We start from the raw sequence: 20410 nt of genomic DNA on the forward strand, positions 1-20410 counted from the left end.
TTAAAACGCAATGACGGGGCACGATTGTATCGGCGTAATACGAAGCATCTTCGGTGCCGGTTCTTACAGTGTTCTTACTGAACCGTGACGCAAGGGTTACCGATAGTCGTTCGCCGGTCGGCGCGCTTACAGCCGGTCCAGGTCGGCGAGCATTTGCTCACCGTGTACATCAATCGCAGTGCGCTCGTCTTCGCCCAGGCGCGCCAGATTGCGCACCATCAGTGCCGTCCGCGGGTTGCCGGCGAACTCGCGCTCGTGCCTGATCAGAAAGCGCCAGTAGAGCGTGGTCATCGGGCAGGCGTCGGGGCCGGTTCGCACGTCGGGCCGGTAGCGGCAGCCGTAGCAGTAGTTGCTCATCCGCTTTATATAGGCACCGCTGGCGACGTAGGGCTTGCTGGTGAAACGGCCGCCGTTGGCGAACAGCGCCATGCCGGCGGTGTTGGGCAGCTCCACCCAGTCCACGGCGTCTACATACACCGCGAGATACCAGTCGGCCAATTGTTGCGGCGAGATTTCCGCCAGCACGCCAAACATGCCGGTCACCATCAGCCGCTGGATGTGGTGCGCGTAACCATGTTCCAGCGTTTGCCCGATGCACTGCCGTATGCAGTTCATGCCGGTGTCGCCGGTCCAGTACCACTTGGGCAGCGCGTTGGCGTGGCGAAAGTGATTGGCGTCGCGCAAGGCCGGCATGTCGAGGTAATACACACCGCGGATGAACTCGCGCCAGCCCAGCACTTGCCGGATGAAGCCCTCTACACCGGCCAGATCAAGCTTGCGCTCGCGCCACGCCGCTTCCGCTGCGGCGATCACCTCGCGCGGGTTGAGCAGCTTCAGGTTCAGTGACGACGACAGCAGCGAATGCCAGCCGAACGGCATGCCAGCCCACATGGCGTCCTGAAACGGGCCGAACACTGGCAGGCGGTCCTCGATGAAACGCTGCAACGCGACCAGCGCCTGCTCGCGCGTGACCGGCCAGTTGAAGTTGCTGAGCGATCCCGGATGACCAGCAAACTCGCGCTCGACCAGCGCCATGACCGCCTGCGTGGTGGCGTCGGGTGGGAATTGCGGCGGCGCCGGCAGAAAGCCCGGGCCATCGCGACCAAATCCACGCCGGTTCTCGGCGTCGAAATTCCAGCGACCCCCGACGGGCTCCTTGCCCTCCATCAGCACGCCGTGCTGGCGCCGCATGTTGCGATAGAAGAATTCCATGCGCAGCGATTTGCTGTCGCCAGCCCAGGCGGCGAACTCGTCGCGCGAGCACAGGAAGTGGCGATCGCTGCGCAAGTCGAGCGGCACCCGCGATGCCGCCGAGAACGCGTTGAGCCGCTGCCAGACGCGCCAGTCACCCGGCTCCACGCAGATCAGCAGTTGCGGTCGCATGCTGGCGACTGCGGCCTGCCAGCCGTCGGCCAGCGTCGCGTCGCCGTGATCGTCAAGGCGGCGATAGATCACACGGCAGCCGCTTGCCGTCAATTCGTCGGCGAAATGCCGCATTGCGGAGAGGAACAGCGCGGTCCGCGCCTTGTGTGACCAGACGTGGGTGGATTCCTCGCGCGCCTCCACCATCAGCACGGCGTCCTGCGCCGGGTCAAAGCCGTCAAAGGCGGCGGAATCGGCATTCAACTGGTCGCCGAGCACCAGCACCAGATGACGGCAGTCGTTCACTGCCCATCCCCTGTCGTCGGTGCCGCGCTGCGGGCGCGACGGCAACGCTCCGAGCAGTACTTCACCTCGTCCCAGTTTTTCGCCCAGGCCTTGCGCCAGACCATATCGCGGCCACAGACCGTGCAGGGCTTTACCGGCAACGATGCCTTATTGCCACGGAAGGAGTTGCGTTGTTGCGTCATGCTCCGGCTGTTTCTTTGCTGGACATGTGGAGCCGGGCATGCCGCGCGATATCGTCAACCGAGGCGATCAGGGTCACGCCCGCTGGCTCACGCCGAAGCCGCCCGATCAACTCACCGACAGCCCACACCGGTATCGCCGCCGGCAGTGCCTCGCGCAGGGCCTCCAGGCTTGCCATTGCTATTTTCGGACTCAGCGACGCGGCGAACGAGGGCACCACAACGGCCGCACCCAACTGGTTGGCCGCTGTCGCGATGTCGGCCACCGGTGCCTGCATGCCCAGCGACAGACAGTGCATTCCTTCACCGAGCAGCAAAGCCTCGGCAGCGAGCAGTGGCAGGTCGTCGGTGTCGTGCGGCAGCGTTGCCAGCACGGTTACGGCCTGCAGTTGCCCGGCGCCGGCAGCGGGGCGCATGGCCAGCAGGCCGCGCGCCATCAGTAGCGTACGGCGAAGCTGCTCACGGCAGTAGCGTTCGGCGAAGGGAGGCATATCGCCATGCAGTCGGGCATCGTCGATCTGTTCAAGCAAAGGCAGCATCACATCGCGAACGAACGCGGACAAGCCGCGCTGCAGCAGTGCTGCGGCGAGCGCCTGCGCCAGCAACTCGGTCTCGCAGGCGCGCGCATGCGCCATCAGCACGGTAACCACGCTGCCGGTTGCGAGGTTGTCGCCGGATTGGGAGGCAAGCCCTCCACGCGCAGTGGCAGTTGCGCCGCGCGGGCGCGACAAGGCCAGCAGTTCAGCCTCCGTCAGCGTCAGCAAGCGGCCCGGTCGGTGCCCCGCGTCCATCAGGCGACGGATGGTGCGCAGCCGCTCCACCTGCCTGGGCGGATACAGCCGTTCGCCGTTGCCATCGCGTAGGGGCGTCGGAAAGCCGTAGCGGCGTTCCCACACCCGAAGCACGTCTTTCGACAAGCCGGTATCGCGCTCGACGGCACTGATGGTCAGGTGGGAGGTGATGGAAGCGGCCAAGGCGGATGCTCGGGTGGCGGAGGTTGTCGGGCCAGCTCGGTAGGCCTGTGCACAAAAGTCTAGGGGGCGGGGGCAGTTTTGTCCATGACAAACTCTGCTGGTCACGGTGAGCGTTGATGTCGTCCAGCGGGCGGCAAGGCCCTGCTGGCGACGCGTTTGAATTTCGCCCGGCAGACCCAATGTACCGCACTAGTGCAGAAAATTTGATGCGCTTGCTCTACTGTGGCGACCGTTGCGGCGCCCGGTCCGCCGCTAAACTACGCCCATGAACGCTTTCGACCGCGCGCTGTATCAGGCGGCGCCCCCCAACGCTCTCGACGATACGCAGTCGCTGCCCGACGCGCGGCACCTGCCGATCCAGCGGGTGGGCATCAAGGCGCTGCGCTATCCGATGCAGATCGTCGCCGGCAACGGCGAGACGCAGGGCACGGTGGCAACCTTCGCCATGTACGTCGGCCTGCCGGAGCAGGTGAAGGGCACCCACATGTCGCGCTTCATCCAGTTGCTGGACGAAACCCGCGCCCCGCTTGACGCCGCCGGTTTTCTCGCGCTGGAAAAGACCATGCGCCAGCGGCTGGAGGCCGAGACCGGTTACCTCGAAATGTCGTTTCCTTACTTCCGCCGCAAGGCCGCGCCGGTGTCGGGCGTGGAAAGCCTGCTCGACGCAGACGTCAAGCTGATCGCCGAGACCACCGCCACCCACGGCACCCGGCTGACACTGCAGGTAGTCGCCCCGGTGACCAGCCTGTGCCCGTGTTCGAAGAAGATCTCCGACTACGGCGCCCACAACCAGCGCTCGCACATCACCATCCGGGCCGAGGCTGGTCCGGCGCTCAGCGTTGATGCGCTGATCGACATCGCCGAGCGTGAAGCTTCCGCCGAGCTGTACGGCGTGCTCAAGCGCGCCGACGAAAAGTTCGTGACCGAACAGGCCTACGACAACCCGAAATTCGTCGAGGATCTGGTTCGCGACGTTGCGCTGGCCTGCCACTCGCACGAGCAGATCGGCGATTTCGTCGTTGCCAGCGAGAACTTCGAGGCGATTCACAATCACTCGGCCTACGCCGAAATCTACGGTCGCGGCAAGCTGCCCGCCGCGTAAATCGGCCTCAACATCCGACGCCCGCTTGCCGAACCAGAGAAAGTCTGGTTATAATGGAAGGCTTCGGGACGTTAGCTCAGTCGGTAGAGCAGCGGACTTTTAATCCGTTGGTCGGCAGTTCGAGCCTGCCACGTCCTACCAATCGCCTTTGGGTGATTGCAAAAACAAAAAACAAAATAGCCCGGTTTTCCGGGCTTTTTTACGTCCGTTACTGGCAACAGCCCCTTTAGCAAAGCCTCATCTGCAAAGGGCGAAAAGCGTCAAAAGCCGCAAAGTCGACATTTCGACAAATGGCCTGTCGAGCCCACCCACAAAGGGTTGCAACGCAAAGCTGATACGCGTGTGCTGCTGTTCAGTGTCTGCGATCCCGTCGCGCCTCTACCTGCACTCCCGCCCGCACGCGGGGGATCAAACGCTGAGCCTGAAGCGGATCGTGCGAGACGGTTCTCACCTGCCGGTGGATTGACTACACTCGCGGCAACCGGAGTCCATCCGATCAGACGCCAGCAGCGCAGGCGCATCGCGATGGAACGCAGAAGGGGACGATCATGATTTGCCGCATCCACCTGCGTCGCGCCGGCGGCGCCCTGTCAGCTCTGGTGTTCGGGCTGGTGATGGCTGCTACCGCCACCGCCCAGAGCAGCGAAATGCCAACCGTCGATGAGATCGTCGGCAAACTCAATGCTGCCGCACAGGGTAGCGCGCAACCTGCCCGCAAGAAGACCCGCGGCATCAGCCTCGATGGCACTGCCAGCAGCGGCGTCGAACGCGTTGAAAAGATCAATTCGACCAGCTACAGCGAAACCCGTATCCAGTTCGAGTTCGGCTCTGATCGCCTGACCGAGCAATCGCGGAACGTGCTCGACGTTTTCGCCTCGGCAATCATGTCGCCATCGCTGCAATCGATGAAGTTCGTCATTGAAGGCCACACTGATGGCGTCGGCAGCGATCAGTACAACCTCGACCTTTCACGCAAGCGCGCCACGGCGGTGATGCGCTATCTCACCAGCACCCGCGGCATTCCTGCCAAACGGCTGTCGGCACGCGGCAAGGGCAAACGCGAGCTGGCCAATCCGGACGAACCGGCGTCGGCAGAAAACCGTCGCGTCGCCTGGGTGCCACTGCGGGGATAGCAAGGCGGCGGCGAGCATCGCCGCCACCCGCCCGCTGGCCACGATCACCGTTGTCCGGCAACACAGTTTTTGAGGGGGAACACCATGTTGAATGCACTGCACCGAAGTTGTTGGGCGGTAGCGATGTGCGCGTCCGTGCTGGCTGCCAGCTTCGCCGACGCGCAATCGACGTGGGCTGGCCGCAAGCTCGCCGCCGGTGAATTTTTCAGTGCACAGCTCGCCGCCGACGGCACCGTCTGGTCGTGGGGCGAGAACACCAATGGTGAGCTGGGCGACGGCACCGTGCTCAACCGCTCGCTCCCGACCCTCGCAATCGGGCTCGCCAATGTGACGTCAATTTCTGCCGGCAACAATCACATGCTGGCGCTGACCACCGGCGGCGATGTCTACGCATGGGGTGCCAACGATGACGGCCAGCTCGCCAGCAATCGCACCGCTCGGCTCGAAGTGCGGCCACTCAAGGTCAGCGCCCTGACCCAGGTCGTCGCAGTATCTGCCTACGGCAGCACCAGCGCGGCGGTGGCCGGCGGCAATGTCTGGCTCTGGGGGCGAGCGGTGACCCGCAGCGTGCCGGCGCGGATGACCGGCGCGGTGCAATCTGGCGAAACGCCAATCGGCGTGGTGATCGGGCTGGACGCCGGCATCACCGTGCTCAGCAACCGCACCATGCGGGTGTGGAGCATGTCGCCCTCGCTCACCAGTTCCTCAGCAATCGTGGCCCGCAGTGACGGCTCACCGCTCACCGGCGTGGTTCGGGTGGCGGGCGACGACACCACGTTTTATGCCGTCACCGACGACGGCCAGGCGTGGAAATTCGGCGGCGCGGTTGCGGAGAAGATCACGCTGCCGGGATCAGTGGCGGCTGCCGACGTGGCTGCCGGGCGCGGACAGGTGGCGTGGGTCAGCGCCGCCGGCGCGATGTTCATGCAGGGTGACAACACCTTTGGCCAGCTTGGCATTTCGATCGTGTCCGGTGTCACCACCGCGCTGTCACAAGTGCAGAACATCAGCAACGCACGCGCCGTCGCCGCCAGCCGCTATCACACGGTGGCCAGCACCACCACTGGCAAATTGTTCGCGTGGGGATACAACGCATTTGGCGAGCTGGGCAGCGGCGCCCGGCAATACGTCTCGGAGCCCCTGCACGCCATTGACCTTGGCAGCTACGCATTGGTGTCGCCCGGCCGCAAGCACACGCTCGGCCTCGCCTCGGTGTCGCCATCCACGGGCGCCGGCGCGCTCTACGCCTGGGGTTCCAACGAAAACGGTCAGGCTGGTGCATCCCTATTTCTCACCGGCACCGTCGCCACGCCGGGGCGGGTGCTGTCCGGCACCCAGTTCATCGACGCATCGGCAGGCAATGCCCACTCTGCGGCGGTAGCGGAGGATGGTTCGGTCTACACCTTCGGCTCCAACGCGCAGGGCCAGCTGGGTAGCGGCACCTTTGGCGGGCAGGCGCAACCCGCCAAAATCAGTGGCGTGTCGGCAGTACGCGCGATCGCTGCAGGCGCACAGTCAACCCACGCATTGACCGCTGACGGCCAGATCTACAGCTGGGGCAATAACTCGTCCGCCCAGCTCGGCACCGGCACTGCCGATTCAAGCGCGTCACCGGTGCGCACACTGGCCCCCGGCAGCGCGCGCTACACCGCAGTCGTCGCTGCCGCCACCCATGTTGCGGCGCTCGCCAGCGATGGTGGCCTCTGGGTCTGGGGTGGCAATCGCTTTGGCCAGCTGGGCAACGGCAATATTGCGGTGGCCAGCGACGGCACGCCGAAACGGGTGAGCTTTCCTGACGGCAGCACCGCCCGCGTGATGGCGGTGCGACTGGGTTTCAGTTCCACCCTTGCGCTGCGCGAGGATGGCACCGTGTGGCTGTGGGGCGAGACGCGACAGGGCGGCACGCCGACCTATTCACCGCAGCAGATGAGCGGTTTGCCGAAGATCGTGGCCATTGCCGCATCCGGCTATTCCTACTCGGCACTTGGCGTTGACGGCTCGCTCTGGGCGTGGGGACGCAATGCGTCGATCAGCCCCACCACCTTCCGCTCCACCATGTCGTTCGCGCAGGCCGCAGGCGGTCCGTTTGCCGATTCGATGTTTGCCCGCGACACCGGTGGCCGCTGGTGGGCAACCGGCTACAACGGCTATTCGCAACTGGGTCTCGGCGACCCGTCGCGGGTGCAGGAGACGCTGCCGATCGAGGTCTATCTGCCGTTTGCCAGCACCAGCACCGTCACCACCGTGCAGGAATTGTTTACCGACAAGATCGGCCCGGCCGGCGAGCGCTTCTTCCTCTCGGCCGACGTTGCCCAGTCCGGGCTGCTGGACACCCTCAAGGCTGCGGATGGCACCTACTTCTGGGGCCGCACCGGACGCGGCTTCCGGGCATGGCCCACGCGCGATGGCGCGCCGGCCAACGTCTCCGAGGTGTATCGCTTCTACTGCCTGTTCCCGGACGGCAAACCCAACACCCACTTCTACACTGCCAACCCGGCCGACAAGACGGCGCTGCAGGCCACCAACCCGACCAACGAAACCGGCAAGGGCTGCCGCTATGAGGGCGTTGCCTTCTACGCCGTCGCACCCAGCTTCACCGCCTACACCGGTGCCGCGTCCGCCGGCTTGGTCGGCCAGAGCTGCCCGAGCGGCTACCAGCCGGTCTATCGCGCCTACAACAATCGCAGCAACCTCAATGACGGCAACCACCGCATGAGCACCAGCTGGGTTGACCATCTGCGTGCCGTGCGCTATCTGGGCTACACCGACGAAGGCGTGGTGTTCTGTTCGCCGACGACCACCGTTGCGGGCGGCGACCTGCACGCCTATCACTCCTATCCGGGGCCGGAGGTCAAGGCGGGCGACCGCATCCGGGTCGAATATGTGTTCGCCAACAACGGGCCGGGGCATGGCAACGGCGCCCGTGTCAGTGCTGTGATCCCGACCGCAGTGACAGACTGGACCATGTCCTGTACGTCCCGCCTCGGCGGCATCTGCCCCGACGCCGGTTTCGCCGCGCTGCGCACCGGCGTCACGCTTGACGCACTGCCGGCCGGCGGTTCCGTCGTGTTCACCCTCAACGGTACCGCGCCATCATTGCCTGCGGGTAGCACCGCCACCACCGAGCTGCGCTTTGCCAACTCGATCGTCGCTGCGGCCAGCGCTCCCGACGTCTACGACGCCAACGACACCACGCGCTACAGCAGTACCCAGGTGCGTGCCCCGCAGCTCTGCAGCTACGGGCTATCGGTGAATCAGGTAGCGATTGCCGCGGCGGGTGGCTCTGCCACGTCGGCGGTGGTAACCAACGCGGCCTGCGCGCTCAGCGCCAGCGTCACGGCGGCTACGCAGGGCGGCGTCGCCATTCCGTCGAGCTGGCTGACTGTCTCGCTGCCCAATGGCGCGACGGGTGCTGCGAACTTCGCCAACAACGTGGTCAAGGTCGTTGCCACGACCAATCCAGGCCCGCTGTCGCGCAGCGCCACGGTCACGGTGAACGGTCAGGCGCTCACGGTCTTCCAGGAAGCGCCACCACCGGCAGTGCCGTCGAATTGCGTCAACCAGTTGCAACCGTCGAGCGAGCATGCTGCGGTCACCGGCTACAACTCGCGGACGGTCGCTGTGTCTGCGCCGTCGCTCAACTGCCAGTGGAAAGCAGCGCCCGATGTTGACTGGATCACCATCGTGTCCACCGCCAACGGTACCGGCGCTGGACTGCTCACCTACGCCATCCTTGCCAACGCGACGGGCGCTGCGCGCTCCGGCCGCATCGTGATCGGCAACACCGCGCTCGAGATCTATCAGGAGGGCACCGGCGGCGGTGGCGCAGAAGGCGGCGCTGGTGATGGTGGTGGCGAAGGCGGTGGCTCGTCAGGCGGCGAGGGCGGCAGCGCCGGGTCGTGAAAGCGCTGGCGCGTCGCCTGCTGTGTGCGCTGCTGATGGTGGCGCAGTGTGCGCTGCCGGTCTGGGCAGCGCCGCTGTATGACACCGCCAGCACGGATGAATCGCGCCTCGCACTGGTGATTGGCAACTCGGCGTATCTCGTCGATCCGCTCGACAACCCGGTCAATGACGCCAATGCCGTCGCACGGTCGCTGGAGCGCCTTGGCTTTGAGGTGATGCTCGCCATCAACCTGCCGGGGGCCGAGCTCAAGCGGCGGGTGCGCACCTTTCAGGCGCGGGCTCGGGCCGAACGCGGCACCGCGCTGGTCTACTACGCCGGGCACGCCGTGGCGCCGGCCGGCCGCAACATCCTTTTGCCGGTGGACATCAACTTTCGTGATGTGCTTGAAGTGGAGGACGAGGGCATTGATGTAGCGAAGATGCTCGCCATCCTTGAGGACTCGAAGAAGCACACCCGCATCATGATCTTCGATGCTTGCCGCGACAACCCGTACGGCCAAGTTGGCGAGGCGCTCATCCGTACCACGGCGCGCGCTCGTGGCATCAGCAGTGGCGGCGCCCGAGCCAACGCGTCCGACGCCACTGGCGGGCTTGCCGCGATGGCCGGCAAGGGCACGCTGGTGGCCTATTCCACCGCGCCCGGCGCCGTGGCCGAGGACGGCGAAGGCCGCAGCAACAGTGTGTTCACCGCCGAGCTGGTTGATGCGCTGGCGCAGCCGGGCCTCACCGCGCAGCAGGTGTTCAGCCGCGTGGCCGAACGGGTGCGCAAGGAGACCCGCGGCCAGCAGGTGCCGTGGATCAGCGGCGCACTTGACCGCAGCTTCGTGTTCAGTGCCGCCCGCGTGGAGCCCGCGTCGCTGGTGGTGCCGGGCGAGCGTCGTGAGCAGACCGAAGCGCAACTGCGCACCGAGATGAGCCGCCTGAAGCGTTTGCAGCAGAACGAGAAGGCCGCTGCGCAACAGGTGGCCGTGACCCTGCTGGAGCGCGAGCGCGTCGCCACCGAGCTGGACGAAGCTGCCCAGCGGCTCAAGCTGGCTGCGCAGGCTGAAGCAAAGGCGCTGGCTGACGCCGCGCGGGCGCAGGCAGAGGCCGCGCAGCGGGCAGCGGCGGAGGCGCGAGAGACCGCCCGCCGACAGGCCGCGGAGGAGCAGGCGCGGCTGGATCGTCTGGCGCAGGCCGCGCGCGAAGCGGAAGCCCGTGAACAGGCGGCGCGGCAGGCATTGGCCGCACAGCGCGAGCGCGACCTCGCCGAACGCCGGCAGGCCGAGCAGGCGCGCCTCGCCCTGCTCGCCGAAGCGTCGCGTCCCGAAGGCGTCGCCGCATTGCCGGCAGCGCCGATCGCTGTGCGCCGCGACGCCGACGGCAACCTGTTGGTGCGCGGTGTCCGTCTGCCGGCGGACCTGCGTGTACGCGATTTGACCGCCGGGGTGCCGGCGGCCTGCGCCGCGTTCTACGGCGCCTGGGGCCGCGCCCGCTGGGAGGGCCAGCGCAGTGCCGAGGTATGGGTGGAGAACGTCACCCCCGCCTGTGACGCCACCGTGGTGTATGCGCGCGGCGGCGACAGCGTGGACCGCGACGAGCCCGCGTTCGAGCGCCACACGGTGCGCGTGCAGCGCGACGAGCTGCGCCTGCGGCTGCGCGGTGGCGCCGAGCTCACCCTGCGCGCCACTGCGGACCGTACGCTGACGGCCACCTGGTCGCGCGGCAGCGTGGTGGCCAATGTGGAGTTTGAGCGCATCGCCAGCGACCCGCTGGCCAGTCAGGCGTTCGCTCTGGAAGATCGCGACGACGGCGTGCGTCCGCCATCGGTCATCACCGCCCGCAACTACAGCCGCCGCCTGCCGGTGGCGGCACCGGGCGCAGCCACCATCAGCACCGCGCAATTGCTGCGCATGCTCGGTGAGGCGCAGCCACCACGCCTGATCGACGCCCGCGCCGGCGCCGCCAAACCGCGCATCAATGGCGCCGTCTGGTTACCGGAGCTCGGTGCGGAGCAGCGACTGGGTGCGGTGGAGCGGGGGGCCATCGAGGCCACGCTCAGCAAGCTGGCCGGCAGCGACCGCAGCGTGCCGATGGTGGTGTTTGACCGCAGCGTTGACTGGGGCTGGATCGGCTATCACGCCGTGCTGCGCCTGCGCGAGATGGGCTACAGCAATCTCTACTGGTATCGCGGCGGCTCGGACGCGTGGCACGACGCCGGCTTGCCGCTGGTGGCGGCGACCAGTCCGGCGCGCTGATGACGGAAGGCACGCTGAGGCTCGCTACGGTGCTGCCAGTGACTAGCATCTTTTGCGTGAAACCCGCATTGCAATTGGGCTAAGAGCCTGAAAACTCAATAAGTCGATTATTGGCCGTTTATGCGGTTAAGCCCAATGCCAATAAGGGTCTGCGACAAAAGCTGAAGCACCAACGCTACGGCTGCGCGGTCGGCGGCGTTGCCACTGGATGGTCCAGATCCGGCCGCTTCCACGGGTCCACATGGGTCATCAGGTTCAGCACGCGGTGCCGCTGCATCACCCGGCGGCGCGCCTCCACGGCGATGTCGTGCCCCGCCTCCACGGTGAGCTGCGCGTCCACCTCGATGTGCGCGTCGGCCACGATCATGTCACCCATCTTGCGGGTGCGGATGTCGTGCACCGCCTTCACGCCCGGCGTGTCGGCAATGGTGCTGCGGATCGCCGCCGTCTCGGCCTCGTCCACCGCGCGGTCCATCAGGTCGTGCAGCGCGTCCCAGCCAAAGCCCCAGCCCATCTTCGCCACCATGAAGCCCACGATCAGCGCCGCAATCGGGTCGAGGATTGGGTAGCCGAGCAGGTTGCCCACGATGCCCACGCTCACCACCAGCGACGATGCCGCGTCCGAGCGCGCATGCCACGCGTTCGCCACCAGCATGCTCGATTTCACCCGCTTCGCCACCTTGAGCATGTAGCGGAACAAAAGCTCCTTCGCCACCAGCGCGCCCAGCGCCACCCACAGCGCCACCACATGCACCTGCGGGATCGCCTCCGGGTTCTCCAGCTTCACCGCCGCCGACCACAGCATGCCCGCACCCACCGCCAGCAGGATCACCCCCAGCGCCAGCGATGCCGCGGTCTCAAAGCGCTGGTGCCCGTACGGATGGTCCTCATCGGCATCCTTCTGGCTGTGCCGGCTGGCCAGCAGCACCACAAAATCCGACACCAGATCCGACAGCGAGTGAATGCCATCCGCAATCAACCCCTGCGACTTCGACAATACCCCCACCACAATCTGCGCGGTGGAGAGCAGCACATTCACCACCACACTCACCCAGGTGGAGCGCGAAGCCGCCGCCGAACGCTCGGCAGGCGAAATGGGGGAATCGTCGTCGGATTCGGTGTTGATTGTGGGGATGGGCATGGCGTGCGACGAGGGTTTGACTTATCCGAAGATACGGTGACGACCTTACCGGAAGATTAGCGGCGGGGTGCTCCGCCCGACGTGCTGCAAGACTGCCACCACCTGCTGCCGCTTAACGCCTGGAAACCAGTTCACAAACTCGTCAATCGTGGCACCTGCTTCGAGGTTTTCAAACAACGCAGTCACTGGCACTCGCGTGCCAGCAAACACCCACGCGCCGCTCATTTTCTGCGGGTCTTGCTCGACGGCGTTGCAGTCGTTCCAATGCATTGAAAATCTCCGTGATGCGTCACGGTTGTGACCTTGCTGTGCGATCTTGCGTAATTCCTGAATACGGTCGCATCGGGTACGGGAGCGGGGCGATCAATCTGGTGCAGTTACCTTCTGGCTTTTGATTGTCTGGTTAGGACCCTGTCGCAGTTTGCACGATGCGTGAACCTGGTAAAGTGCGAGATTGAACCGTCCCACCGAGGAGCCCCGAAAATGATGTCACGCATCCCAAACCTGCTGGACACAAGTGCAGCGTCTGTGCGCTCATGGTTTCAATCATTGCACGACAAGGGACTACTGTACTGTCTCGATGACGATCCGGTATCTCTGGTTCGCATTGACAACAATGAAAGGCTGTTCTCCGACGCGGCAGCGCTCGAAGTCAGCGTGACAACCAGCCGCATACTGGATTCACTCGGAGACCGGGCGCACGACATTGCCCTGGATGTGCTTCGCCGCACTTTTCTCACCCCTCAAGAATATTCGCTCGCGAACATCGCGCGTGGTTGATGTTGTCGACGCGGCTACGCGAAGCCGCATGATGGCAGGGATCAAGTCGCGCGACACAAAGCCCGAAGTGCTGGTTCGCCACGGCTTGCACGCGCGTGGCTTCCGGTATCGGTTGCAGTCGGGCGATCTGCCCGGCAAGCCTGATGTTGTCTTGCCGAAGTGGCGCACCGTTGTATTCGTGCACGGTTGCTTTTGGCATTGGCACGGGTGCGCATTGTCAAAACTACCGGGCAACAATGCGGCTTTCTGGCTTAAGAAGCTTGACACCAATCGACATCGCGACGACTACGTGAAGCGTCAGCTTCTTGCCGAAGGTTGGCGCGTTGCGGTCGTGTGGGAATGCGCTACGCGTGGCGCGCGTGCAGCCGTTGCAGTACCCCGCGTACTCGACCAGCTCGCGCAGTGGATCCGCGCATCAGGTCGATCGAGGTTTTTCGAAATAGGCAACGCCACTGTTGCCCGGATGGAGACATCGCCGCGATGACGATTGATGTCATTGACCTGTTTGCAGGTCCGGGTGGTCTTGGCGAGGGGTTCGCTTCACTTGATGAGGGGCGCAGATTCAAGATTGCCGTCTCCGTTGAGATGGAGGCCAGCGCACATCAGACGTTGATGCTGAGAAGCTTCTACCGTCATTCGCAAGGGGATCAGCGTGCACTTCAGGCGTACTACAACTATTGCAACCGCAGCGATGCTCCGCACCCTCGCGAGCTTCATCCAGCGCTCTGGCGTCATGTCGAAGATGAAGCTCGTCAACTGACGCTCGGTGTAGAGCGGGACAACAACGTTCTGCGCCGGATTCTGGACGAGCGAAAACTTGATCCTGACAGAACGATAGTGATTGGCGGACCACCTTGCCAGGCGTATTCGCTGGTTGGCCGTTCAAAGAATCAGGGCACCGCGGGTTATGTGGCCGAGGATGACCATCGCCATTTCCTCTACCGCGAATACCTGAAAATCCTGAATCACACACAGCCTGCCGCGTTCATCATGGAAAACGTGAAAGGCATACTGTCGTCAAAGGTCGGCGGGCGACGAGTTTTTCACGACATCCTGCGCGACCTGTGTCACCCGGGGAGGGCTCTACGCCGTCCCATCGACGAACAGGGAAATGGCTATCGCATTTGTTCGCTGGTTTCACCCACGTTCTACGCGGAAGGTATGGACCCGTCCGCTATCAATGCCAGCGACTTTGTTATCAAGGCGGAAGAATATGGCGTGCCACAAGCTCGCCACAGGGTAATTCTTCTTGGTATTCGCAACGACCTGGCGCACAAGGCGATCGACCTGTTGCGCACGCGTCCCCGAGTCTCGGTGCGCTCTGCGATCGCCTCGCTGCCGCCGCTGCGAAGCAGATTGAGCTCAGGTGATGATGCTGCAACGTGGAGTAGAACAGTCAAAGGCTTGGTGCTGGATCAGGCGAAAGATGCGGCGAGAAAGGGATTGGACGACCTGAGCAAGCACCTGACGGCCTGCCTTCATGGGATAAATGGCGGCTTGCCAACCGGCGCTCTACGTGTTGCATCGTATGTTCCGCCCGTTGCGCAGGACGACGTTGACAAATGGTCTTGTGACAGCCAGCTATCTGTCTGGTTGAACCATGAAGCGCGTTCGCACATGAAGTCGGATTTGGGGCGATATTTCTTTGCAGCCGCCTTCGGCGAGAAGTTTGGGAGATCACCGAAAGGTCACACAGACTTTTGTCTTGAGGGCCTGTCGCCCAACCACGCGAATTGGACGACCGGAAAGTTCGAGGACCGCTTCCGGGTGCAGTTGTACGACCTGCCTGCGACAACAGTTACCAGCCACATTGCCAAGGACGGGCACTACTTCATTCATCCCGACCCGACGCAGTGCCGTAGTCTCACGGTTCGCGAGGCGGCCCGCCTGCAGACGTTTCCGGACAACTACTTTTTTCAGGGTAATCGGACACAGCAGTACCACCAAGTTGGCAATGCTGTGCCGCCTTTGCTTGCTCTCGGCATCGCGACGACGGCAGCCCGATTTCTAGCAAATCGCACTGCGGCTGGACGTGGGTATGTGGCCTGAAACTGAGAACGGCTCAAGTCTGAGGTTGCCACATGGTCAAGATATTGAAGTTGCTGCTGCTTTCTTCCACGTTCCTCTTGACTGCGAACCACAGCAAGATGGATTGCAAAAACTGATGACGCGGGTTGTGCTTGGCAGTTTGCCGATAGGGGGCGCGCACCACAGCCCTTAACCGAGTCCCGCGCTACGCCCCGCGTACAAAACTGTAGGAATCAAGCCAGCGCTAGGGTCAGGTAGGCTAGCCAAACTTCTCGAGTGCGCAACCGCCCGAAACCACATCGATCTGACTCTAAAAACCTCGACAGGATTCCCTGAAGATTCACGCGTACTAGTTGTAGAGCGGATGCGGAACAATGTCTGTGCACGAAAATCACAAACCGATCTGAAATCCTGCCAATTCCAAGCGTTGACGAATCTGAAGAATCGCAAACGCTTGTCGTGAAGTTGGAATGCGCCCAGCTGAACCAGCCAGCATCAACAGTTGATCTTCCTTGGGCGTCAGCTCGTTACTCTGGATGCCCCAATCGCGCAATTTGCGCCAATTTGATGCCTTGTAGTTCATTACTTCTGTAATTGCCGCAATGTCCGAATCGATGCGTGCAACCCCAATCGCATCTTCTTTGCGCTGCAATTCATCCGCCTCGGGTACTAGTTCTGCAGCAAATTCTGATATTAGTGAGATTCGCTGCTGATGGGCACGCTGCCATGCTAGCTCCTTCTTGCACCACTCGGTGACGTTCTCCAACCCCTGTTCGGGAGCGGTAATGACCGAATACATTGCGCGAGCGATAACCTTTAGCTGAGCGGAAAGCGCTGGAGAGATCGCTTGCGTGCGCCAGATGGACTGGACATTCAACGCGTTACCTGCGCCCTGTTCAGCAATCATTTGCGCCAACTTTGCAATCGTGAAAGTGACGATGTTTGCGCGGTAACCTCCGTCATACCAGTCCGTTTCAGCGGGAATAAGCTGCTCCAACTCTCGGAACACGATGGTATGGCCCACCGATGACTTAAAGAACTCGTCGTTGAACTGCAGCGGCCTGCGCTGCCACTCTTCCACGACGAACTTGCTGTAGACGTCGAAGTTCTTCTGCGCACCTTTGCTGACTTCATGCGGCAACTGCCGCCACGAGTTCTCGATCTTTGCTAGGTCCGTTTTCGTGATGACCTGCCGCCTCGGATTATCGGACTCGAAACGAAGCTTCTCAGCGGGACTCATCTTCGATGTCTCAATGCGGTACTGACCTTTTGCGCGCTCGTAGAACCATGTTGTTGGCCTCTGCGACCCGGGTCTTGGTGGAGCTTTGATCCGCCTGGACAGCTCCTCCATCTTGCGGTGAAAGGCGTGATTTGAGAAAAGGTCGGAATCAGAGACCTTGGTCTGCCGGTTCGCGTACTCAGAAATCTTGGGAATCAGGTCCGCTGACCTATCGGTATCGACAACGGACAGCTTCATCTGTACGAAGATCCCGTTGAGGTCTGCGCCATCCTTTCGGCGCGCGAGAGCAAGGGATGCCGTGGTCTGCCCGCCGTTCACGATCTGAAGGTCCGTCGCAGCAAGAAGTCTCGGACCGCCTGGCGTGTCCTGTGTTTCAACCGACGTGGCCGTCGCGGCAATTCCGTTGTTAAAGGCAAAAAACATTTCCGGGCTCCGAAGGATCGTCTCCCGGATTGCCTTGTTCACCCTCACCGCTTTGCCGAGAAAACTTCTTACATTCCCCTCAAGAAGTCGGCTGCCGTATTCCTCGTACATGCGTGCCAAGGTCTCGCCGGGTAGCACGCAAAGGTAGCCGCTGTACTCTGACTGGTTGAGGCTCGCCTTGAGGCAGGGAATCCCGCCTTCGACTAGGCCGCCGAAGTCGACTGTTAATGCCTCGCGCCCGGATCGCGACGAGAGTACATCATGAAAACGGACAATATCCCAAATGTGGAACTCGGCTGGAATTCCGTCAACGCTTTGCTCTGGCCAGTCGCGTATCCGATCGCTCAGGATGCCGTCGGTGGCCAAGTAAAAACGCAGCCTCGTGATGCTTGGTTTATGCGTCTGCAGGAGGGAAAAGAAGTCGGACGCAGGATGGTCATCTGCCGAGAGATGATCGTCGTTTCTCGCGAACGCTTCCTCGACGAAGGAAACAGGTTTGGAGAAGATCGCCTTTGCGATAGTTTGAGTCAGTGTGAATGGCTGCTTTTCGCCCCCGAACTCAGCGATGACGATTCGCAGGGATCCGTCTGCTTCGTCAAATGCATATCCGTCAATGCCGAGGCTTCGTCTCCTCGCCCCAAATCCGCGATACGGACAGGGCACGAAATCAATGAGCTCCTCCGCCTCCTCCAGCATTTGTCCAGCCACGGAACCGAAGCCGGCTTCGCGATCTCGTCCCCCAAACACATCTGCAGCGCGGGCAATTACTTCATCGCGAAATGCCCCCAAGTACTCTTCCATTCAGAATGCCCCCAAAATGACCCTAAGCTCAGAGCCTGTTCGTCACAATTGAAAATCAGAATTCTCAAAAGTCTCGAGTCAATCATAATTCGATCCACTATAAAAATAGGGAGGAGTGGCTGGACCTGTGCTCATTGATGTCGACGAAATATTGATCGCGCTACGGCGCAGCGACTTGGCTCTAGTAACCGGTGGCAAGTCGATTGCACCTCCTCCATGGGTCGATTGGCTTGTGTGGCTTGGTCAGTGGATGCGAGTCCAGGCTGAGCTTGAAGGCCGACGGATAGCGGTCGTTAGATTACCAAGTAGAAGGCTCGCCGCCGCGTTCGTTGCTATCGGTTCTGTCTTCGCATCTGCACGACTTCATGACGAATCGCTCGACTGGGATGGTTTACGGAGCCTCGCTCCCGGAACGAAGGTATTCTGGCGAGAATCTGCATCTGGCAAGACCGTGCGCCGGGCGGGGATCGCGGTCGGCGTAAGCCAGATTGACGGTGGTGACTTCTTGGAAGTCACTGTCGACACCCAAAGGAGAACTCAGCAAGGAAAGCGCTTTTTCGCCAAATCTGCGGCGTTGTCCTACGGGATAACCCTCGGAGCGGTTAGCGCGGTTGCCGATGAGCGACTGGCCTGTGCAGAGCGCTGTATCAACGCGGCATTGACGGATGCTCCTCAGGGTTGGATTCGGTCGCCGGCCGTCGAGTGCAACATCATCACCGAGCGAGCCTCATTTCTGGGTGATATTGAGAACCTCGTCATCCGCGTTGCCGGAACAGTGGGCGCGGCATGCTCTGATGTTCTGGCCATAGCCGACTCCGGCGGGCGATCACATGGCAAGACAAGATTGGCTTCAGCGCGAAGCGATGGGGTGCTCGACGAGTCGGGCTTCGTCACGATTCTTGACGGCGCGGCCGCAGCACTTCGCTTGAAGGACTCCATCGCACGCAGCGTCGTGGTCCTGCTTGACCAGGCCGAGTACGACGAAGAGGTCGAGCAACTGCTTCTGACTTTCTTGGGCTATTCAGTCGATGCTGGCATCGACCCACCCTCGAGCGGAGTCATGGCGCTGCCGGAGAGTGTCGAGTGCTTCATCTTCGGTCTGCCTCTAGAGTCTCAGTCAAACTATGAAGCGCACTAAGAAAGCCACTAACGGCCAATTGATTCGTCCGACCATGGGTGCGTCTGACATGCTGGCTGCGACAGGGCCAACCGAGTCGATCCTAGAGCTCGTGGCTACTCACCATGTAAACGCAACCAGATGCCAAACGGCAAGAGTAGTGATCGACTTCCCGCCGATGCGAGAAGTTATGCGGGCGTGCTCATCGATTTTTGCTGAAATTGATCGAGAGGATCCCCTGCAACGCGCGATCTCGCGAGACGTGTGGCTTGTGAAGTCGTCGCTAATGCTGACCGCTCTACCATTCAATGATTCGCGCCTAGGCCTAGACGAATTGCTGAATAGACTAGCTACCGCCACCGAAAGCGTTCCGGCAATCCGATCTCCAGTCAGGGCTTTGACTGGCTTTGCACAACACCTAGCCTCAGAGCGGTTCAATCCAAAGCGAGAGCGCTTGATGGAATTGCTGCAAACTTCAAAGCTTGGCGGCCGTCCTGTTGGACTTCTCGCAAATATTTGCGGGTCTCCGACCCCAGGCTGGCCAATCTCATTAGAGGTGGAAAGCGACTTCGGCGCCTCAGAGTTGGACCTCATTCGACGAAGACGACAGGTGAAGAGTTCGCTTTACGAGCTATTAGTTATTCCGGGCAATCCGTGGTTCGCTTCCAGAGGCCTTCTGTTCGATCTGCTCTATGGCGGAAGAACTTCGGAGGTCGTCGTCGTTGCGTATCGATCAGAACCGGTTTCTTTGCCGATCCCTAGCGAAATGCCGAGAGATCGCTATTTCCCACCAACCCGACGCCAGCCGAAGCAAACTGTCGGGGAGAGCGAGCAGGGCGACAGCGCTCAGCTAGACAAATGGGCTAACGAGTCATTCTGGTCATCGATTCACGCCCAGCAGGCTGACATTACTCCGACCTCGGACAGAGACGTCACCACGGACGCCCAGTTCGTATTGTTTGCCGATGGGAGCGGCGCATTCCTCCCGGCAGATGGACGCGTTGTCGAGGTATCGGAGCTGTTTGAGACGGGAGCAAATTTCGACGTCACGGAAGACAAGCTTCCCCGGGTATCGGTCAGGGACCTTGAGGAAGGTGATCTTGTAATGCTCAGGCTTTCGGGTAGCGGAAACTACCTCGACGATGTTGCGGACTCGCTCATTCAGCGAGCCGGTGAAAATGCTCTGCGCCATCGTGCGCTGGAGTGGAAGGATATGCTCCACGATGTGATTAATCGCCAAGGCGAGGGCGTAGTGGCGATGAAGCTGCGAAGCCTTGGCGTCAGACTCCGGTCCCCCCAGTATCTTTGGGTTTGGGCGGGTGACGCTGTCATGGCGCCCCACGACCGACAGACGTTTCACAGTTTGATCACAACCATCTGGCAACTGGGGCGCCACACTGGCGACGGTGAGCCGGAAGCCTACGCCAACGCGCGATGGGACGACATGGAGCGCCTTAAGGCGTACCATCATAAGGCTGGTGTCGAAATTCGCGCTGCGCTGCTAACCCGAGTGCGGGGCTTGGTTGCCGAGCGCCGCCGCATCGACACGATGGAATCGATCGAACTGCCGGGGGTAGCAGCCGGTCGGATGGGCCTTCTACGCGTGGCGGCAGTCGACACAAAGACTAGAAGGGTGTCGGTGTCTAGGCTGTTTCATCTGGGAAAGGTGAAGGCGGCGTAGTGG

At 62.3% G+C, this 20410-nt stretch carries 15 protein-coding genes and 1 tRNA gene; 10 read left to right on the forward strand and 6 right to left on the reverse strand.

Features of this window, described 5'->3' with window-relative positions; genetic code table 11:
• Positions 1-126: 126 nt before the first annotated feature.
• From FKL89_RS01685 to FKL89_RS01695, 3 genes are read right to left on the reverse strand one after another with little or no spacing between them, the layout of a single operon-like run.
• Positions 127-1668, reverse strand: a complete 1542-nt coding sequence (locus FKL89_RS01685; RefSeq protein WP_156860992.1) for a cryptochrome/photolyase family protein — start codon at positions 1666-1668, stop codon at positions 127-129.
• Positions 1665-1850: a DUF2256 domain-containing protein gene (locus FKL89_RS01690; protein WP_156860993.1), complete on the reverse strand. Its 186-nt coding sequence runs from the start codon at positions 1848-1850 to the stop codon at positions 1665-1667. The genes FKL89_RS01685 and FKL89_RS01690 overlap by 4 nt, the downstream gene beginning before the upstream one ends.
• Positions 1847-2821 carry a MerR family transcriptional regulator gene (locus FKL89_RS01695; protein ID WP_162527355.1) on the reverse strand — a complete coding sequence of 325 codons (975 nt, stop codon included), beginning with the start codon at positions 2819-2821 and terminating at the stop codon, positions 1847-1849. The genes FKL89_RS01690 and FKL89_RS01695 overlap by 4 nt, the downstream gene beginning before the upstream one ends.
• Before the next feature lie 265 nt (positions 2822-3086).
• Between FKL89_RS01695 and folE2 the strand changes: the two genes are divergently transcribed.
• The 5 genes from folE2 to FKL89_RS01720 all read left to right on the forward strand — a co-directional run bounded on the left by folE2 (position 3087) and on the right by FKL89_RS01720 (position 11196).
• Positions 3087-3923: a GTP cyclohydrolase FolE2 gene (gene folE2 / locus FKL89_RS01700; RefSeq protein WP_156860995.1), complete on the forward strand. Its 837-nt coding sequence runs from the start codon at positions 3087-3089 to the stop codon at positions 3921-3923.
• A gap of 65 nt (positions 3924-3988) precedes the next feature.
• A tRNA-Lys gene (locus FKL89_RS01705) sits at positions 3989-4064 on the forward strand.
• 407 nt (positions 4065-4471) lie between these two features.
• A complete protein-coding gene (locus FKL89_RS01710; RefSeq protein ID WP_156860996.1) occupies positions 4472-5056 on the forward strand; it encodes an OmpA family protein in 585 nt (194 codons plus the stop codon).
• 84 nt (positions 5057-5140) lie between these two features.
• The gene (locus FKL89_RS01715; protein ID WP_156860997.1) at positions 5141-8959 is read left to right on the forward strand and encodes an RCC1 domain-containing protein; all 3819 of its coding nucleotides are present in this window, start codon (positions 5141-5143) and stop codon (positions 8957-8959) included.
• The gene (locus FKL89_RS01720; protein ID WP_156860998.1) at positions 8956-11196 is read left to right on the forward strand and encodes a caspase family protein; all 2241 of its coding nucleotides are present in this window, start codon (positions 8956-8958) and stop codon (positions 11194-11196) included. Before FKL89_RS01715 ends, FKL89_RS01720 begins: the two co-directional genes overlap by 4 nt.
• Before the next feature lie 175 nt (positions 11197-11371).
• Here the strand turns inward: FKL89_RS01720 and FKL89_RS01725 are convergent, their stop codons facing one another.
• Together FKL89_RS01725 and FKL89_RS01730 are read right to left on the reverse strand one after the other, a co-directional pair.
• A complete protein-coding gene (locus FKL89_RS01725; RefSeq protein ID WP_156860999.1) occupies positions 11372-12337 on the reverse strand; it encodes a cation diffusion facilitator family transporter in 966 nt (321 codons plus the stop codon).
• Positions 12338-12382: 45 nt separating this feature from the next.
• Positions 12383-12607, reverse strand: coding sequence for a DUF433 domain-containing protein (locus FKL89_RS01730; RefSeq protein WP_156861000.1), 225 nt, complete (start codon positions 12605-12607; stop codon positions 12383-12385).
• A 213-nt stretch (positions 12608-12820) separates the two neighbouring features.
• On the opposite strand from FKL89_RS01730, the gene FKL89_RS01735 reads away from it, so the two are divergent.
• Genes FKL89_RS01735 through FKL89_RS01745 form a run of 3 tightly spaced genes read left to right on the forward strand, consistent with a single transcriptional unit; the run spans position 12821 to position 15166 of the window.
• Positions 12821-13117: a hypothetical protein gene (locus FKL89_RS01735; RefSeq protein WP_156861001.1), complete on the forward strand. Its 297-nt coding sequence runs from the start codon at positions 12821-12823 to the stop codon at positions 13115-13117.
• A complete protein-coding gene (locus tag FKL89_RS01740) occupies positions 13110-13601 on the forward strand; it encodes a very short patch repair endonuclease (protein WP_156861002.1) in 492 nt (163 codons plus the stop codon). The genes FKL89_RS01735 and FKL89_RS01740 overlap by 8 nt, the downstream gene beginning before the upstream one ends.
• Entirely contained in the window at positions 13520-15166 is a 1647-nt protein-coding gene (locus tag FKL89_RS01745; RefSeq protein ID WP_337786220.1) for a DNA cytosine methyltransferase, read from the forward strand. The genes FKL89_RS01740 and FKL89_RS01745 overlap by 82 nt, the downstream gene beginning before the upstream one ends.
• Positions 15167-15536: 370 nt before the next feature.
• On the opposite strand, the gene FKL89_RS01750 is transcribed toward FKL89_RS01745, so the two are convergent.
• The gene (locus tag FKL89_RS01750) at positions 15537-17609 is read right to left on the reverse strand and encodes an AIPR family protein (protein WP_156861004.1); all 2073 of its coding nucleotides are present in this window, start codon (positions 17607-17609) and stop codon (positions 15537-15539) included.
• A 127-nt stretch (positions 17610-17736) separates the two neighbouring features.
• Between FKL89_RS01750 and FKL89_RS01755 the strand changes: the two genes are divergently transcribed.
• Together FKL89_RS01755 and FKL89_RS01760 are read left to right on the forward strand one after the other, a co-directional pair.
• Complete coding sequence (locus FKL89_RS01755; RefSeq protein ID WP_156861005.1) at positions 17737-18747, forward strand: hypothetical protein; 1011 nt, start codon at positions 17737-17739, stop codon at positions 18745-18747.
• Positions 18748-19183: 436 nt separating this feature from the next.
• A complete protein-coding gene (locus FKL89_RS01760; RefSeq protein ID WP_156861006.1) occupies positions 19184-20407 on the forward strand; it encodes a hypothetical protein in 1224 nt (407 codons plus the stop codon).
• Positions 20408-20410 lie beyond the last annotated feature (3 nt).

The sequence above is a fragment of the Casimicrobium huifangae genome, from assembly GCF_009746125.1.
GTDB lineage: Bacteria > Pseudomonadota > Gammaproteobacteria > Burkholderiales > Casimicrobiaceae > Casimicrobium > Casimicrobium huifangae.

Coding starts and splice junctions, on each gene's coding strand:
- FKL89_RS01690 (WP_156860993.1), bottom strand. CDS start 1,850: ATGACGCAACAACGCAACTCCTTCCGTGGCAATAAGGCATCGTTGCCG.
- folE2 (WP_156860995.1), top strand. CDS start 3,087: ATGAACGCTTTCGACCGCGCGCTGTATCAGGCGGCGCCCCCCAACGCT.
- FKL89_RS01710 (WP_156860996.1), top strand. CDS start 4,472: ATGATTTGCCGCATCCACCTGCGTCGCGCCGGCGGCGCCCTGTCAGCT.
- FKL89_RS01715 (WP_156860997.1), top strand. CDS start 5,141: ATGTTGAATGCACTGCACCGAAGTTGTTGGGCGGTAGCGATGTGCGCG.
- FKL89_RS01725 (WP_156860999.1), bottom strand. CDS start 12,337: ATGCCCATCCCCACAATCAACACCGAATCCGACGACGATTCCCCCATT.
- FKL89_RS01730 (WP_156861000.1), bottom strand. CDS start 12,607: ATGCATTGGAACGACTGCAACGCCGTCGAGCAAGACCCGCAGAAAATG.
- FKL89_RS01735 (WP_156861001.1), top strand. CDS start 12,821: ATGATGTCACGCATCCCAAACCTGCTGGACACAAGTGCAGCGTCTGTG.
- FKL89_RS01750 (WP_156861004.1), bottom strand. CDS start 17,609: ATGGAAGAGTACTTGGGGGCATTTCGCGATGAAGTAATTGCCCGCGCT.
- FKL89_RS01760 (WP_156861006.1), top strand. CDS start 19,184: ATGGAATTGCTGCAAACTTCAAAGCTTGGCGGCCGTCCTGTTGGACTT.